Consider the following 15,395-nt stretch of genomic DNA (forward strand, 5'->3'; position numbering starts at 1 on the left):
GCCACCATCGCGTGGGCGTTGCGCCGCCGCTGCCGGCTGGCTATGCCCGGTGGGCCTGGCGGGATTTCTGCCGGGCAAAGATCGCGCCGGTGCCCGGAAGGGCTCAATCGGGAATGCGGTGCGGGGCCATGGCGCCCCAAATCCGCGGCTGTCCCTGCAACTGTAAGCGGCGAGCGCGATGCATACCGCCTTTCCCGATATCGGCGGGGAGGGCAGCCACTGGGCCGGACGCCAAGACGGGCGAGGCCTGGGAAGGCATGCATCAAGCCCTGACCCGCAAGCCAGGAGACCGGCCGGCGCTTGGTCGCTCATGCCTTGGTCCAGGGGATGGCCGCGGCACGGTTCGGTCCGTCAGAGCGACGCCGCCTGGCCGGTGTGTGGCTGCGTGGGCGCCTTGTGGCGTGCGCGTGGCGTCACGCGTCCGGCTCCGTCGCCATTCTGGCCGGAGTATTCCGCTCGTGCCTGTTTCCTTTCCTGTTCGCCGCCTGCTGGCCCGTTCGGCCGCGCCCTCGCTGCGCCGGCATATCGCTGCTCTTTTGGCCGGGCTGCTGCTGGCCAATGCCCTGGCCTGGCTGTGGGCGCTGGGCCTGTTCCATGATCAGCCGCTGATGCTGGGCACCGCCGTGCTCGCCTGGGGGCTGGGGCTGCGCCACGCGGTCGATGCCGATCACATCGCCGCGATCGACAATGTCACGCGCAAGCTGATGCAGCAGGGGCAGCGGCCGATCGCCGTGGGCCTGTGGTTTGCCCTGGGCCACGCCACGATCATCGCCATCGCTTCGGTCCTGGTGGCGCTGACGGCCACGGCGCTCGCCCGGTTTGGCGCCTTTCGCGAGGTGGGCGGGATGATCGCCACGACGATATCGGCGCTGTTCCTGTTTGCCATTGCCGCCATGAACCTGGTGATCCTGCGTGGGGTGTGGCGCACCTTTGCCCATGTGCGCGCAGGGGGCACCTATGTGGAGGAAGACCTTGACCTGCTGCTGTCGGGCCGGGGCCTGCTATCGCGCCTGTTCCGCCCGATGTTTCGCCTGGTCACGCGATCGTGGCACATGGCGCCGCTTGGCTTTCTGTTCGGGCTGGGTTTCGATACGGCCACGGAAGTCGCGCTGCTCGGCCTGTCGGCCAGCCAGGCGGCGAGTGGCCTGGCGTTGGGCACGATCCTGGTGCTGCCCGCGCTGTTTGCGGTGAGCATGGCGCTGATCGATACGATCGATGGTGTGGTCATGCTTGGCGCCTATGAGTGGGCCTTCGTCAAGCCGATCCGCAAGCTCTATTACAACATCACCATCACGCTGGTTTCGGCGCTGGTGGCGATCGTGATCGGCGGGATCGAGGCGGCCGCACTGATCGGCCAGAAGCTGGGCCTGACCGGTGCGCCATGGCGGTTGGCGGCCAATCTTGCCAGCAATTTCAACGGGCTGGGCTTTGCCATCATTGCCCTGTTTGCGTTGTGCTGGCTGGCCAGTGCGGCGATCTATCGCTGGCAGCGGCTCGACGACATCGAGGTGGTTCGCGCAATCTGATGTCATGCCCGGTTGGCTTGGCCGGCGAACTCGGCTAGGAGGGCAGCGCAGGCGCCGGTTTCGGCCAGTGCCCTGCAAAAGATCGCGTCGGTGCCCCGAGAGGGGCTTAATCGGGAATGCGGTGCGGGGCTTTGCCCCAAGTCCGCAGCTGTCCCTGCAACTGTAAGTGGCGAGCGCGATGCACTGTTCCCCGCACGACGGGGATGGCCACTGGGCCCCAAGCGGGCCTGGGAAGGCGTGCATCAAGCCCTGACCCACGAGCCAGGAGACCTGCCGGCGCACTGGTCGCTCTTGCCTTGATCCAGGGGATGGTCCGGGCACGGTAATACTTCCGTCTGGGCGACGAAGACTTGTGCGGCTGGGGCTGCACGGGTTGCGTTGTGGTGGGCGCTTTCGTGCGCCGGCCCGCTGCCGCGCGCCTGGCCGGATCGTTTTCCGGCAAGCCCTGCCGTGTCGCTCGCCTGGCGCCGCGGAAGGGTTTTGTGCATGCCGGATCTGGCAAAAGTGCCCGTCACCATCGTGACCGGCTTTCTCGGCGCGGGAAAGACCACGCTGATCAGCCACTTGCTTCGCCACTCTGGCGGGCGCCGCCTGGCCGTGGTGGTCAACGAATTCGGCACGCTGGGGGTGGATGGCGATATCCTCACGTCCTGCGCCATTCCCGATTGCCCGGCCGAAAACATCGTCGAACTGGCCAATGGCTGCATCTGCTGCACCGTGGCCGATGATTTCATCCCCACGGTCGAACGCCTGCTTGCGCTCGATCCCCGGCCCGATCACATCCTGATCGAAACCTCGGGGCTGGCGCTGCCCAAGCCCTTGCTCAAGGCGTTTGACTGGCCGGCGATCCGCAGCCGCATCACCGTCGATGGCGTGCTGGCGCTGGCCGATGCCGAGGCGGTGGCCGCCGGCCGCTTTGCCCCCGATCTCGCCGCGCTCGACGCGCAGCGTGCCGCCGATCCCGGCATCGATCACGAAACGCCCCTGGCCGAAGTGTTCGAAGACCAGTTGGCGTGTGCCGATCTGGTGCTGTTGACCAAGGGCGATCTGGCCGGGCCGGAGGGTCTGGCCAAGGCGCGCGCCATGATTGCTGATACCGCGCCGCGCGCGGTTCCGGTGATTGACCTGGCCGAAGGCGCAGCCGATCCGCGCGTGATCCTGGGGCTAAACGCGGCGGCCGAAGACGATATCGCAGCCCGCCCGTCGCACCACGATGGCGCCGACGATCACGAGCACGACGATTTTGCCAGCACCGTCGTGCCGCTGGGCGAGGTATCCGATCCGGCCGACCTGGCCGCGCGCATCGCCCGCCTGGCCACAGAGCATGGCGTGCTGCGCGTGAAAGGCCATGTCGCGGTGGCGGGCAAGCCGATGCGCCTGCTGGTTCAGGCCGTGGGCGCGCGCGTGCGCCATCAGTATGACCGGCCCTGGCAGGTGGGAGAGCCGCGCACCGGGCAACTGGTGGCGATTGCCGAGCGCGACAAGCTGGAACCCGAAACGATCAGGGCGGTGCTGGCGGCCTGATCGGCGGCGCGGGCCCATGCACGTCATCTTCCGCGAGAGCCACGGGCTTGAGGAAACGGCCGTGCCCCAGGATCTGGGGCAGGCGCCGGCGCCGCTCGTCGTCCTGTCGTTTTCCGACAGCGACCTGGGCGCCTTTGCCGCTGGCTGGCACCTGGCGCGCCAGGCCGATCCGGCGTTCCCGCTGCTGCGCCTGGCCAATCTGGCCGCGCTGGAACATCCCTTGTCGGTCGATACCTATATCGAGCGCACGCTGGTTGGCGCGCGGGCGATCCTGATCCGCCTGATCGGCGGGGTTTCGTGGTGGCGCTATGGCCTGGGGCAGGTGGCGGCCCTGGCACGCGCGTGCGGCGTGGCGCTTGCGGTGTTGCCGGCAGACGGGCGGGCCGATCCGCAGCTTGACGAAGCCTCTACCTTGCCGCGCGAAAGCTTGCGCGATTTGGCCGCGCTGTGCGAGGCGGGCGGGCCCGATGCTGCCCATCGCGCGCTAGTGACACTGGCACAGGCGGGCGGGCTGGCGCTGAACGCAACCGCGCTTGCCGCGCCGGTGGCGCCGCTGCCGGCGGCGGGCCTGTGGCATCCCCATGGCAAGGCGGTGGACGCCGCGCGCCCGCTGGTGCTGGTCGTGTTCTACCGCGCCTATCTCACCGCGCGCGATGTTGCGCCGGTAACCGCGCTGATCACCGCGCTGGAGGAAGCAGGCCTGGCTGCGCAGGGGCTTTACGTCACCTCGCTCAAGGAACCACAATCGCGCGCGGTGGCGGCGGCAGAACTCGGCCGGCTGCGCCCGGCCGCGATCATCAATGCCACGGCCTTTTCCGCGCAGGACGATGCCGGGCAGAGCCCGCTGGACCTGGCCGGCGTGCCGGTGTTCCAGGTGGCGCTGGCCACTGGCACGCGCGAAAGCTGGGCCGGGGCGGTGCGCGGCTTGGCGCCGGCCGACCTGGCCATGCATGTCGTTTTGCCAGAGATTGACGGGCGGCTGTTTGCCGGCGCTGCCAGTTTCAAGGAACCGTGCACGCAGGATGCCGATCTCGGCTTTGCCCGCCACATGCACCGGCCCGATCCGGCGCGGATCGACGCCATCGTGGCGCGGGTGGCGGGCTGGATCGCGCTGGCCCGGCGCCCCGTGGCGCAGCGGCGCCTGGCCTTGGTGCTGTCCACTTATCCGGGCAAGGCGCATGCCATGGCCCATGCGGTGGGCCTTGATGCTTTGGCTTCTACCACAGCGCTGCTCGCCGATCTGGCCAACGCTGGGTATGCGGTGGCGCCGCCTGGTGACCTAGCCCGCCGGCTTGGCCACGAGACTTTGGCGTTTCCTCTGGCCGCCTATCGCGCCGCGCTGGCGCAACTGCCGCCGGCCCTGCAGCAGGATCTCGCACAAAGCTGGGGCGCGCCAGAGGATGATCCGGCGGTTCGCGATGGCGCCTTTCACTTTGCCGCGTTGCGCGCGGGGCAAGCGCTGGTGGCGTTGCAGCCCGAGCGCGGCGATCTGGCCGGGCGCGACGAGGCCTATCACGATCTGTCGCGCTGCCCGCGCCATGGCTATGTCGCGTTTTATCTGTGGCTGCGCGCGCAAGGGATCGATGCCCTGCTGCACATGGGCGCGCATGGCACGCTGGAATGGCTGCCGGGCAAGGCCGTCGCGCTGTCGGGTGCCTGCTGGCCCGAGGCGCTGATCGGCAGCCTGCCGGTGATCTATCCCTTCATTGTCAACGATCCGGGCGAGGCGGCGCAGGCCAAGCGCCGCATCGGCGCGGTCACGCTGGGCCACATGCCGCCGCCGCTGCGGCGCACGGAAAGCGGCGCGGGCCTGGCTGGGCTGGAGTCGCTGCTCGACGAGTTTTCCGGCGCGGTGGGCCTTGATCCGGCGCGGCGCGACCGGCTGATCGTGGCCATCCGCGCGCAGGCGCAGGCGCTGGGGCTTGAGGCAGAGCTGGGCATCGATCCGGCCGCCACCCCGGCCGAGGCGATTGCCCGGATCGACCGCTTTGTCTGCGATGTGAAGGACAGCCAGTATGGCGATGGCCTGCACATATTCGGCCGCGGCCCGCAGGGCGGGGCAGAGCGCGATGGTGTGCTGGCCGCGCTCGACGGGCGCCGGGTTACGGCGGGGCCGGCCGGATCGCCGTGGCGCGGCCGGGCGGATGTGCTGCCCACCGGGCGCAATCTCTATGCGATCGATCCGCGCGCCGTGCCAAGCCGCGCCGCCCATGCGCAAGGCGTGGTGCTGGCGCAGGAACTGGTGCGCCGCCATCTGCAGGATCACGGCGATTATCCCCGTGCCCTGGTGGTGGACCTGTGGGGTTCGGCCACGATGCGCACCGGTGGCGAGGAATTTGCCATGGCGCTGCACCTGTTGGGCGCGCGGCCGGAATGGGATGCCGCCTCGCAACGGGTGACGGGGATCGAGATTCTGCCGATCGCTCGGCTCGATCACCCGCGTCTGGATGTGACGCTGCGTATTTCGGGCCTGCTGCGCGATGCCTTTCCGCTGCTGCCGGTGCTGTTCGGGCAGGCGGTGCGCGCCCTGGCCGCGCGCGACGAGCCGGCGGAGTGGAACCCGTTTGTCGGCAAGGCGCCAGGTGCGCGGGTCTATGGCCCGGCGCCGGGGCGCTATGGCCTGAGCATGGGGCAGGCGGCGCAGACCTATGACGCCGCCGGCCGCCGCGCGGCGGGTGAAGCCTGGCTGGCGGCATCAAACCACGCCTTTGATACCGGCGCGGCGCAGCCAGACCCTGCTGGCCTGCGCGCCCGCGTGGGGCGGGCCGGCGCCTTTGTCCACGCCCAGGATCTGCCGGAAACCGACCTGCTGCTCGCCGCAGACTATGCCGCGCACGAGGCCGGCTTTGCCGCCGCGCAGGGCGTGGTCGGGGGTGGGGCCGGGGGCAAGGCCGCGCTCTATCACCTCGACAGCCGCGACCCCGCGCGGCCGGTGGCGCGGCCCTTGGGCGAGGAACTGGCCCGCGTGGTGCGCGCCCGCGCCGCCCATCCCGGCTGGATCGCGGGCATGATGCGCCACGGCTTTCGCGGCGGGGCGGAACTGGCCGCCACGCTCGATCACCTGGGCGCCTTTGCCCATCTCGCCCCTGGCAGCGTGCCAGCGCACCTGTTCGACCTCTATTACCAGGCCACCCTGGGCGATGCGGCAGTGTACGCGTTCCTGTTGCGCGAGAACCCCGGCGCCCTGGCCGCGATGCAGCAGGGCTTTGCCGCGCTGCACGCCGCTGGCCTGTGGGCCACGCGGCGCAATGCCATTCTTGCCGATCTGGCCGATTACGCGGGGGGCAGGGCATGAGCGGCTTTCGCGTGGCAGGCTGGTGCCCCGATGCCTGGCGCCCGATGGCGGCGGGCGACGGCCTGCTGTTGCGCATCAAGCCGCGCCTGGCGCGCCTGTCTCGCGATGCTGCGCAAGCGGTATGCGCGCTTGCCGTGCGGCATGGCAATGGCCTGATCGATGTGTCGCGGCGGGGCAACCTGCAGCTGCGCGGGCTCGATCACGCGGGTTGGCAGGCTGCGCTGGCCGAACTGCTGGCGGTGGGCCTGGTCGATGCCGATCCGCTGGCAGAGGCGCGGCGCAACCTGCTGGTGGCGCCCGGCTGGCGCGATGGCGATGACACGCACCGCATCGCCATGGCGCTGCTGGCGCGCCTCAACGAACTGCCGGTGCTGCCGGCCAAGGCGGGCTTTGTCATCGACGCCGGATCGCACCCGCAATTGCTGGCAGAGCCGGGCGATTTTCGAGTCGAGCGCGGCAGGCATGGCGGCCTGATCCTGCGCGCGGCTGGGCGCGCCCATGGCGTGGCCCTGACGTCCGGGGCAGAGGTTGACGGGCTGATCGCGCTGGCCCGCTGGTTCGTGCAAAGCGGCGGGCAGGGGCGCATGGCGCGCCATCATGCCCCGCTGCCTGCGTGGGCGGCTGGGCAGGATCTGCCAGCGGCGTTGGCGCTGGCCTGGCGGCCAGGGCCTTGCGCGCTCGGCATGGTGCATGGCGCGCCATTCGGCCGGGTTGCAGCGCCGGTGCTGGCCACCGCGCTGGCCGCGCCCGGCGCCCAAGCGCTGCGCATCACGCCCTGGCGCCTGCTGATGGTGGAAGGCGCCGGCGGCGATGCCGTGCCAGGCCTGATTGCCGATCCGGCCGATCCGCTGTTGCGGGTGGAAGCCTGCCCCGGCGCGCCGGCCTGCCCGCAGGCCCATGTGCCCACGCGCGATCTTGCCATCGCCCTGGCGCCGCATGTGCGCGGCAGCTTGCACGTATCGGGCTGTGCCAAGGGCTGTGCCTGCACCCGCGCCACCGATCTTGTGCTCACCGGCCGGGCCGATGGCCGGTTCGACCTGGCGCGTGATGCCGCCGCTGGCGCGCCGCCGTGCCAGGCGCCGCTCACCGCCCAGCAAGCGCTCGACCAGTTTGCAAGTTGCCCCAGTGCGGAGCTGCCCAATGCCCCATGTCTATGAAACCGATGGCGCGGCCATCTATCGCCAGTCTTTCGCCACGATCCGGGCAGAGGCCGATCTGGCGCGCTTTTCACCCGCCGAAGAGCCAGTGGCGGTGCGCATGATCCACGCGGCGGGCATGGTGGAACTGGCGCCGCACATTCGCTTTTCCGCCGATTTCGCCACGGCGGCGCGCGCCGCGCTGCGCACGGGAGCGCCGATCCTGTGCGATGCGCGAATGGTTTCGGAAGGCGTCACCCGCACGCGCCTGCCCGCCGCCAATCCGGTGCTGTGCACGCTGCATGATGCGGCAGTGCCGGCCCTGGCCCAGGCCATGGGCAACACCCGCTCTGCCGCCGCGCTGGAACTGTGGCGACCGCATCTTGCCGGCAGCGTGGTGGCGATCGGCAATGCGCCCACCGCGCTGTTCCACCTGCTGACCATGCTGGAAGACCCGGCTTGCCCGCGCCCGGCCGCGATCATCGGTTGCCCGGTTGGCTTTGTCGGCGCTGCCGAATCCAAGGCCGCGCTGTGGGCGTGGCACGGCGTGTCGTGTTGCATCGTCGAAGGGCGCCTGGGCGGCAGCGCGATCACCGTGGCCGCGATCAACGCCTTGGCGAGCGACGCGGAATGAGCGCGCCAGTCCTTGCGCCGGTTGGCACGATCCACGGCGTTGGCCTGGGCCCCGGCGCGCCCGACCTGTTGAGCGTGCGTGCGGATCGGCTGGTGCGCGGCACACGCCACATCGCCTATTTCCGCAAGGCCGGGCGGCCGGGCCAGGCGCGGCGCATCGCGGCAGACTTGCTGCGCGCCGATGCCGTGGAAATTCCCATGGAATACCCGGTCACCACCGAAATCCCGGTCAGCGATCCGCGCTACAACGCATGTCTCGCCGCGTTCTATGCCACGTGCACCGCTCGCCTGGCCGATCTGGCCCGCGCCGGCGAAGACGTGGTCGTTCTGTGCGAGGGTGACCCGTTTTTCTATGGCTCGTTCATGCACCTGCACAGCCGCCTGGCGGGGCAGGTGCCCGTGCAGGTGGTGCCGGGCATCACCGGGATGGCGGGCGCGTGGAATGCCACCGGCGTGCCCATCACCTGGGGCGATGACGTGCTCACCGTGGCCATGGCCACCCTGCCCGAGGCGGAACTGACCCGCCGCATCCGCGATACCGATGCCCTGGTGGTGATGAAGATCGGGCGGCACCTCGCCAAGCTGCGCCGCGCGGTGGCCGCCGCCGGGCGCGAGGGGGAGGCCTGGCTGGTGGAACATGCCGCCATGCCCGGCCAGCGGGTTACGCCGCTGGGCGAGGCCCAAGCCGTCACGCCCTATTTCTCGATCCTGTTGATCCACGGCCAGGGGCGCCGGCCATGACGGGCACATTGGCGATCGCCGGGCTGGGCCCGGGCAGCGAGGCGATGATCACCCCGCAGGTGCGCGCCGCGCTCGATGCCGCCACCGATGTGCTGGGCTATATCCCCTATGTCGCGCGTGTGGCGCCGCGCCCCGGCCTGGTGCTGCATCCGTCGGACAACCGCGTCGAACGCGAACGCGCTGCCCATGCGCTCGATCTGGCGGCGCAGGGCCGCCGCGTGGTGCTGGTCTCATCGGGCGATCCCGGCGTATTCGCCATGGCCGCCGCCGTGTTCGAGGTGCTGGAAAGCGGCCCGGCATCATGGGACGATGTGGCGATCGACGTGCTGCCCGGCATTACCGCCATGCTCGCCGCTGCCGCCCGCGCCGGGGCGCCGCTGGGCCACGATTTCTGCGCGATCAACCTGTCTGACAATCTCAAGCCGTGGGACATGATCGCGCGGCGCCTGCGCCTGGCGGCAGAGGCGGATTTTGCCATGGCGCTCTACAATCCGCGCTCTCGCGCGCGGCCAGAGGGCTTTGCCCGCGCGCTGGAATTGCTGCGCACATGCTGCGGCACGGAACGGCCGATCCTGTTTGCCCGCGCCGTCTCCACCCCGCAGGAAGACCTACGCATCGTCTCGCTGGCCCAGGCGCGGCCCGAGATGGCCGACATGCGCACCGTGGTCATCGTGGGATCGAGCCAGACGCGGATCGTGGCGCGTGCCGCTGGCCCGCTGCTCTACACCCCGCGCAGCGCGGGCGGGGTGGCGCCATGAGCGATCCAGTCCAGCACTTGCGCTGGCTCATGCACTTTCTGGCGTGGCGGGATGAACGGCCGGTCGATCATGATCACCGGCAGGCCCAGCGCGCGCGCGGCGATCAGCTTGGCCTGCGCGCCGCTGCCGCCGGCGTTCTTGCATACCACCACGTCGATCGCCTGGTCGCGCAGCAGCGCCAGATCGCCCGCCACGGTGAACGGCCCCCGGTCCACCACCAGGCGATGGCGCGGCAAGGGCGGCGGTGCGGCGGGCGCATCGACAAAGCGCAGCAGATAGTCATGCTGCGGCTGGGCCAAGAAATCGGCCACGTGCAGCCGCCCCAACGCCAGCATCACACGCCGCGCCGGGCCAGCGAGGGCCGCTACGGCGCCGGCCACGTCTGGCACCATGGTCCAGCGGTCTTGCGGCTGGCCCTGCCAGGCCGGGCGGGTAAGCGCGATAAGCGGCACCCCGGCCTGCGCGGCGGCGGCGATGGCATGGGCGCTGATCTGCGCGGCAAAGGGATGGGTGGCATCGACCAGGTGGGTGATGCCTTCCTCGCGCAGATAGGCGGCCAGCCCGGCCACGCCGCCAAAGCCGCCGATCCGCGTGGGCAGGGGCTGCGCCAGCGGGGCGTGGGTGCGCCCGGCATAGCTCAACCGGGCGGCAATGCCTTGCGCGGCAAGCAGGCGGGCCAGCGCGCTGGCCTCGCTCGTTCCGCCCAGCAGCAGGACATTGGCCATGGCTGATACCCCTTTGCGCGCATGGTTGACGATCATCGGCCTTGGCGAAAACGGCCGCGACGGCCTGTCCCCGGTGGCCTTGGCCGAACTGGACGAGGCCGAGGTGGTGATCGGCCCGCCGCGCCATCTGGCCTTGCTGGGCTCGCTTAAGGCCAAGGCGGTGGAATGGCCAGTGCCCTTTGCCGATGGTGTCGCCCAATTGCTCGCTTTGCGTGGGCGCCGTGTGGCGATGCTCGCATCGGGTGATCCATTCTGGTTCGGTGCCGGCAGCAGTGTCATCACCCACCTCGCGCCGCACGAATGGCTGGCCCATCCGCAGCCATCGACGTTTTCCCTGGCGGCGGCGCGCCTGGGCTGGGCAGTGCAGGATTGCGCGTGCCTGGGCCTCCACGCCGCGCCGCTGGCGCGCATGCGTCCGCATCTCGCGCCCGGCCAGCGCGTGATTGCCCTGTTGCGCGATGGCGCGGCGGTGGCAGACCTGGCAGCCTATCTCGTCGCGCTGGGCTTTGGCGCCAGCACGCTATGCGTGCTCGAAGCGCTGGGCGGCCCGCGCGAGCGGGTGCGTTGCTTTGAGGCGCAGGCTTTTGCCCTTGGCGATGTCGCCCATCCGGTGGCGGTGGGCATTGTCGTTGCCGGGCAGGGGCTGGCTCTGCCGCTCACGCCCGGACGGCCCGATGCGCTGTTCGCCGCCGATGGCCAGATCACCAAGTCAGCCGTGCGCGCGCTCACCCTGGCGGCGCTGGCGCCACGCGCGGGTGAACTGCTCTGGGATATCGGCGCCGGCTCTGGCTCTGTCGGCATCGAATGGCTGCTGGCCCATCCCGCCAACCGCGCCGTGGCGATCGAGGCCGATCCGCAGCGTGCCGCCCGCGTGCGCGGCAATGCCGGGGCACTGGGCGTGGATCGCCTGCGCGTGATCACCGGCCGCGCGCCGGCGTGCCTGCCCGATGATCCGCCGCCCGATGCGGTGTTCATCGGCGGCGGGCTGTCGGCCGCGCTGCTCGATGCGCTATGGGCGCGGCTGCCGGCCGGCACGCGGCTGCTCGCCAATGCCGTGACGTTGGAATCCGAAGCCCTGCTTACCGCCTGGTATGGCCGCGTTGGCGGCAGCCTGTTGCGGATCGAACTGGCCGACGCCGCGCCACTCGGCACGCGGCATGGCTGGAAGGCGCGCTATCCGATCGTGCAGTGGAGCGTGGTGCGATGACAATGATCGTCGCCGGCCTGGGCTTTCGCGCGGGCGCCCCGCTTGCTGCCCTGCACGCGGCCTTTGCCATGGCCCAGCAAGGGCTGCCGGCCGCCACGCATCTGGCCACGGCGGCAGACAAGGCCCCGGCGCTGGCGCCGCTGGCGCGCGCGCTGGGCCTGCCGCTGATCCCGGTGGCGGCCGATGCCGTGCAGCGCTGCGGCACGGCCACGCAATCCGCCGCCAGCCTGCGCACGCGCGGCACTGGCAGCCTGGCTGAAGCAGCCGCGCTGGCCGCAGCGGGGCCGGGCGCGCAGTTGCTGTGCCACCGCCAGATATCGCCCGATCGCATGGCCACTTGTGCCCTTGCTCAGGGCCATGCCCAGGAAATTGAACAATGACGGTCCATTTTATCGGCGCCGGCCCCGGCGCGCCCGATCTCATCACCTTGCGCGGGCGCGATCGTATCGCCGCGTGCCCGGTGTGCCTCTATGCCGGGTCGCTGGTGCCCACGGCACTGCTCGCCCATTGCCCGCCCGGCGCGCACATCGTGAACACGGCGCCGCTCTCGCTTGACCAGATCATGGACCACATCATCCAGGCCCATGCCGCTGGCCACGATGTCGCGCGGCTGCATTCGGGCGATCTGTCGGTGTGGTCTGCGTTGGGCGAGCAACTGCGGGCCTTACGGGCGCTAGGCATTCCCTTCACCATCACGCCCGGCGTGCCGGCCTTTGCCGCCGCCGCCGCCGCACTGGAAAGCGAACTGACGCTGCCGGCGCTGGGGCAGTCGGTGGTGCTGACCCGCACGCCGGGCCGGGCCAGTGCGATGCCACCGCGCGAAACTCTGGTGGCCTTTGCCCAGACCGGCGCGACGCTCGCCATTCACCTGTCGATCCACAACCTGGCGCAAGTGGTGGCCGATCTGCTGCCCGATTATGGCGGCGATTGCCCGGTGGCGGTGGTGTGGCGCGCCAGTTGGCCCGATCAGCGCGTGGTGCGCGCCACGCTGGACAGCGTGGAGGCCGCCGTGGCCGGCACGATGGAGCGCACCGCGCTGATCCTGGTCGGCCGCGTGTTGGGCGCTACTGATTTTGTCGAAAGCAGCCTCTATGCCGCCGATTATGATCGCCGCTTTCGCCCGCAGCATGGCGGCGAAAGCGACGGGGCGCCCGCATGAGCGGGCCGGGTCTGATGATCGCGGCGCCCAGTTCGGGCGCGGGCAAGACCACGCTGATGCTGGGCCTGCTGCGCGCGTTGCATGGCCAGGGGCTGGCGGTGCAGCCATTCAAGAACGGGCCGGACTATATCGATCCGGCGTTTCACCAGGCCGCCTGCGGGCGCGCATCGTTCAACCTCGATAGCTGGGCCATGGTGCCCGGCCTGATCGATGCTCTGGCAAGCCAGGCTGGTGGCGCCGATCTGGCCCTGGCTGAAGGATCGATGGGCCTGTTCGATGGCGTCGCCAGCGCGGGCGCCACCGGTAACGGCGCCAGTGCTGATGTGGCGCGCCGGCTGGGCTGGCCGGTGGTGCTGGTGCTCGATGCCTCGGGCCAGGCGCAATCGGCGGCAGCGACGGCGCTGGGCTTTGCGCGGTTCGATGCCGCGCTGCCGGTGGCCGGCGTCATCCTCAACAAGGTGGCAAGCCCGCGCCATGAAAGCTTGCTGCGCGCCGGCATGGCGGCGATCGGCATGCCTGTGCTGGGCGCCCTGCCGCGCCGCGCAGACCTTGCCTTGCCAGAGCGGCACCTGGGCCTGGTCCAGGCGGTGGAGCATCCCGATCTGCCCGCCCGCCTGGATGATCTGGCCGCCTTCGTGCGCGAGCATGTCGATCTGGCAGCGCTGGTTGCAGCGGCGCGCACAATGGGCGCCCCGGCCACCGCATCAGCCGCGCTGCCGCCGCCACCGGCGCAGCGGCTTGCCGTGGCCCGCGACGCGGCATTCTCGTTTCTCTATCCCCACCTGCTGCATGGCTGGCGCGCGGCCGGCGCGCAGATCATGCCGTTCTCGCCGCTGGCCGATGAACCGCCGCACGCCGATGCGGACATCGTCTGGCTGCCCGGCGGCTATCCCGAACTGCATGCCGGGGCGATCGCGGCGGCAGGGACATTCCTGGCTGGCCTGCGCCGCCACGCGCAGACCCGCCCGGTGCATGGGGAGTGCGGTGGTTACATGGTGCTGGGCCAGGGCCTGGTCGACAAGGCCGGTGCGCGCCACGCCATGGCAGGGCTGCTGGACCTGGAAACCAGCCATGCGCAGCGGCGCCTGCACCTGGGCTATCGCGCGGCCCGGCTGCTGGCGCCGGTGGGCAGCATGGCGGCGGGCACTGCGCTGCGCGGCCACGAATTCCACTATTGCACCATCCTGGCTCAAGGCGATGCACCGCTGGCGCAGGTGGCCGATGCCAACGGCGCGGCCGTGGCGGAAAGCGGATCACGGCGCGGGCAGGTCACGGGCACGTTCTTCCACATGATTGCGGGGGCCGCGTGATCCAGCTCGATCTTATCGGGATCGGCACGGGCAACCCCGATCACCTTACCCTGGCGGCGGTGCGCGCGATCAATGGCGCCGACGTGATCCTGCTGCCCGACAAGGGCGCGGACAAGGCTGGGCTGATCGACCTGCGCCGCACGATCTGCGCGACGGTGCTGGCGCGGGCCGTACCGATCGTCGAATTCGCCATGCCGCTACGCGATGGCGCGGGCGATTATGCGGCGGCGGTGGATGCCTGGCATCACGCCATCGCGCGGGTGTGGCAGGCCACCCTGGCCCAGGCCCTGCCGCAGGGCGGCCGCGCCGCGCTATTGGTGTGGGGTGATCCGGCGCTCTATGACAGCAGCCTGCGCATCGCGGCGCGGCTGATGGGGCAGGGTGCGGCCCTGGCGGTGCAGGTCGTGCCGGGGATCACCAGCATCGCGGCGCTGACCGCCGCCCATGCCATCCCGCTCAATCCGCTGGCCGGGCCGGTCATGATCACCACCGGCCGCCTGCTGCGCGCCCATGGCTGGCCGGCGGGGGCTGATCATCTTGTCGTGATGCTCGATGCGGGCGGCGCGTTTGCCACGCTGGAGCCAGCGGGCATCACCATCTGGTGGGGCGCGTATCTGGGCATGGCGCATCAGGCACTCGAGCATGGCCCGCTGGCCGCGGTGGCCCCGCGCATTCTCGCCCGCCGTGCCGCGCTGCGCGCGCAGCATGGCTGGATCATGGACATCTATCTGCTGAAAAAGGAAACGGGCGATGCAAGCTGGTGATGAAGACGCGCGCCACGCCGACAAGATGCGCAAGAAACAGGCCGCGCGCGACAAGATCATGGCCACCAAGACGCAGGAAAAGGGCCTGCTGATCGTCCATACCGGCAAGGGCAAGGGCAAGACCACTGCGGCCATGGGCATGGTGGTGCGCGCCATCGGCCATGGCCAGCGCGTGGGCGTGGTGCAGTTCGTCAAGGGCGCAATGACCACCGGCGAAAAGGCCGTGTTCGATGCCTTTCCCGCCCACGTCGAGTTCAAGCCGATGGGCGAAGGCTTTACCTGGGACACGCAGGACCGCGCGCGCGATGTGGCCGTGGCCCGCGCCGCCTGGGACGAGGTCAAGCGCATGATCGCCGATCCGGCCTATGCCATGGTCCTGGCCGACGAACTCAATATCGTGCTGCGCTACGACTATCTGCCGCTCGACGAGGTGCTGGCCGTGCTGACCGCGCGCCCGGCGATGAAGCACGTGATCGTGACGGGCCGCAACGCGCGCGACGAACTGATCGCGGCGGCCGATCTCGTCACCGAAATGGCCCAGATCAAGCATCCGTTCCGCGCCGGGGTGAAAGCCCAGGCGGGTATCGAGTTCTGACATGTTCCGTTTGCATCACAAG

General features: G+C 70.4%; 14 protein-coding genes and 2 riboswitches. Of the genes, 13 read left to right on the forward strand and 1 reads right to left on the reverse strand.

Going from position 1 to position 15,395, the window contains the following annotated elements:
- Positions 1-70 precede the first annotated feature (70 nt).
- A riboswitch (cobalamin riboswitch) is annotated at positions 71-313 on the forward strand.
- Between the two features lie 199 nt (positions 314-512).
- The 7 genes from IP65_RS12055 to cobJ all read left to right on the forward strand — a co-directional run bounded on the left by IP65_RS12055 (position 513) and on the right by cobJ (position 9,613).
- Entirely contained in the window at positions 513-1,526 is a 1,014-nt protein-coding gene (locus IP65_RS12055; protein WP_028658409.1) for a HoxN/HupN/NixA family nickel/cobalt transporter, read from the forward strand.
- Between the two features lie 71 nt (positions 1,527-1,597).
- Positions 1,598-1,819, forward strand: a riboswitch (cobalamin riboswitch).
- A gap of 193 nt (positions 1,820-2,012) precedes the next feature.
- Positions 2,013-3,050, forward strand: coding sequence for a cobalamin biosynthesis protein CobW (gene cobW / locus IP65_RS12060; RefSeq protein ID WP_022678352.1), 1,038 nt, complete (start codon positions 2,013-2,015; stop codon positions 3,048-3,050).
- A gap of 16 nt (positions 3,051-3,066) precedes the next feature.
- Entirely contained in the window at positions 3,067-6,345 is a 3,279-nt protein-coding gene (gene cobN / locus IP65_RS12065; RefSeq protein WP_054131913.1) for a cobaltochelatase subunit CobN, read from the forward strand.
- Positions 6,342-7,502, forward strand: a complete 1,161-nt coding sequence (locus IP65_RS12070; protein ID WP_054131914.1) for a cobalamin biosynthesis protein CobG — start codon at positions 6,342-6,344, stop codon at positions 7,500-7,502. Before cobN ends, IP65_RS12070 begins: the two co-directional genes overlap by 4 nt.
- On the forward strand, positions 7,486-8,115 hold the full coding sequence (locus IP65_RS12075; RefSeq protein WP_022676220.1) for a precorrin-8X methylmutase: 630 nt from the start codon (positions 7,486-7,488) through the stop codon (positions 8,113-8,115). The genes IP65_RS12070 and IP65_RS12075 overlap by 17 nt, the downstream gene beginning before the upstream one ends.
- Positions 8,112-8,855: a precorrin-2 C(20)-methyltransferase gene (gene cobI, locus IP65_RS12080; RefSeq protein WP_054131915.1), complete on the forward strand. Its 744-nt coding sequence runs from the start codon at positions 8,112-8,114 to the stop codon at positions 8,853-8,855. The genes IP65_RS12075 and cobI overlap by 4 nt, the downstream gene beginning before the upstream one ends.
- On the forward strand, positions 8,852-9,613 hold the full coding sequence (gene cobJ, locus IP65_RS12085; RefSeq protein ID WP_022676219.1) for a precorrin-3B C(17)-methyltransferase: 762 nt from the start codon (positions 8,852-8,854) through the stop codon (positions 9,611-9,613). Before cobI ends, cobJ begins: the two co-directional genes overlap by 4 nt.
- On the opposite strand, the gene IP65_RS12090 is transcribed toward cobJ, so the two are convergent.
- On the reverse strand, positions 9,577-10,338 hold the full coding sequence (locus IP65_RS12090; protein WP_054131916.1) for a cobalt-precorrin-6A reductase: 762 nt from the start codon (positions 10,336-10,338) through the stop codon (positions 9,577-9,579). The two genes, cobJ and IP65_RS12090, sit on opposite strands and share 37 nt — an antisense overlap.
- Between IP65_RS12090 and IP65_RS12095 the strand changes: the two genes are divergently transcribed.
- From IP65_RS12095 to cobO, 6 genes are read left to right on the forward strand one after another with little or no spacing between them, the layout of a single operon-like run.
- A complete protein-coding gene (locus IP65_RS12095) occupies positions 10,337-11,545 on the forward strand; it encodes a bifunctional cobalt-precorrin-7 (C(5))-methyltransferase/cobalt-precorrin-6B (C(15))-methyltransferase (RefSeq protein WP_054131917.1) in 1,209 nt (402 codons plus the stop codon). The genes IP65_RS12090 and IP65_RS12095 overlap by 2 nt on opposite strands.
- A gap of 2 nt (positions 11,546-11,547) precedes the next feature.
- Positions 11,548-11,925 (forward strand): cobalamin biosynthesis protein, encoded by a 378-nt coding sequence (locus IP65_RS12100; RefSeq protein WP_054131918.1) that lies wholly within the window; start codon positions 11,548-11,550, stop codon positions 11,923-11,925.
- The gene (cobM, locus tag IP65_RS12105) at positions 11,922-12,704 is read left to right on the forward strand and encodes a precorrin-4 C(11)-methyltransferase (protein WP_054131919.1); all 783 of its coding nucleotides are present in this window, start codon (positions 11,922-11,924) and stop codon (positions 12,702-12,704) included. Before IP65_RS12100 ends, cobM begins: the two co-directional genes overlap by 4 nt.
- A complete protein-coding gene (locus tag IP65_RS12110; protein ID WP_054131920.1) occupies positions 12,701-14,014 on the forward strand; it encodes a cobyrinate a,c-diamide synthase in 1,314 nt (437 codons plus the stop codon). The genes cobM and IP65_RS12110 overlap by 4 nt, the downstream gene beginning before the upstream one ends.
- Positions 14,011-14,778 (forward strand): precorrin-6A synthase (deacetylating), encoded by a 768-nt coding sequence (cobF, locus tag IP65_RS12115; protein WP_054131921.1) that lies wholly within the window; start codon positions 14,011-14,013, stop codon positions 14,776-14,778. The genes IP65_RS12110 and cobF overlap by 4 nt, the downstream gene beginning before the upstream one ends.
- Entirely contained in the window at positions 14,765-15,373 is a 609-nt protein-coding gene (gene cobO, locus IP65_RS12120) for a cob(I)yrinic acid a,c-diamide adenosyltransferase (RefSeq protein WP_054131922.1), read from the forward strand. Before cobF ends, cobO begins: the two co-directional genes overlap by 14 nt.
- Positions 15,374-15,395: the final 22 nt, after the last annotated feature.

The sequence above is a fragment of the Novosphingobium sp. AAP1 genome (assembly GCF_001295765.1).
In the GTDB taxonomy this organism is placed as follows: domain Bacteria; phylum Pseudomonadota; class Alphaproteobacteria; order Sphingomonadales; family Sphingomonadaceae; genus Novosphingobium; species Novosphingobium capsulatum.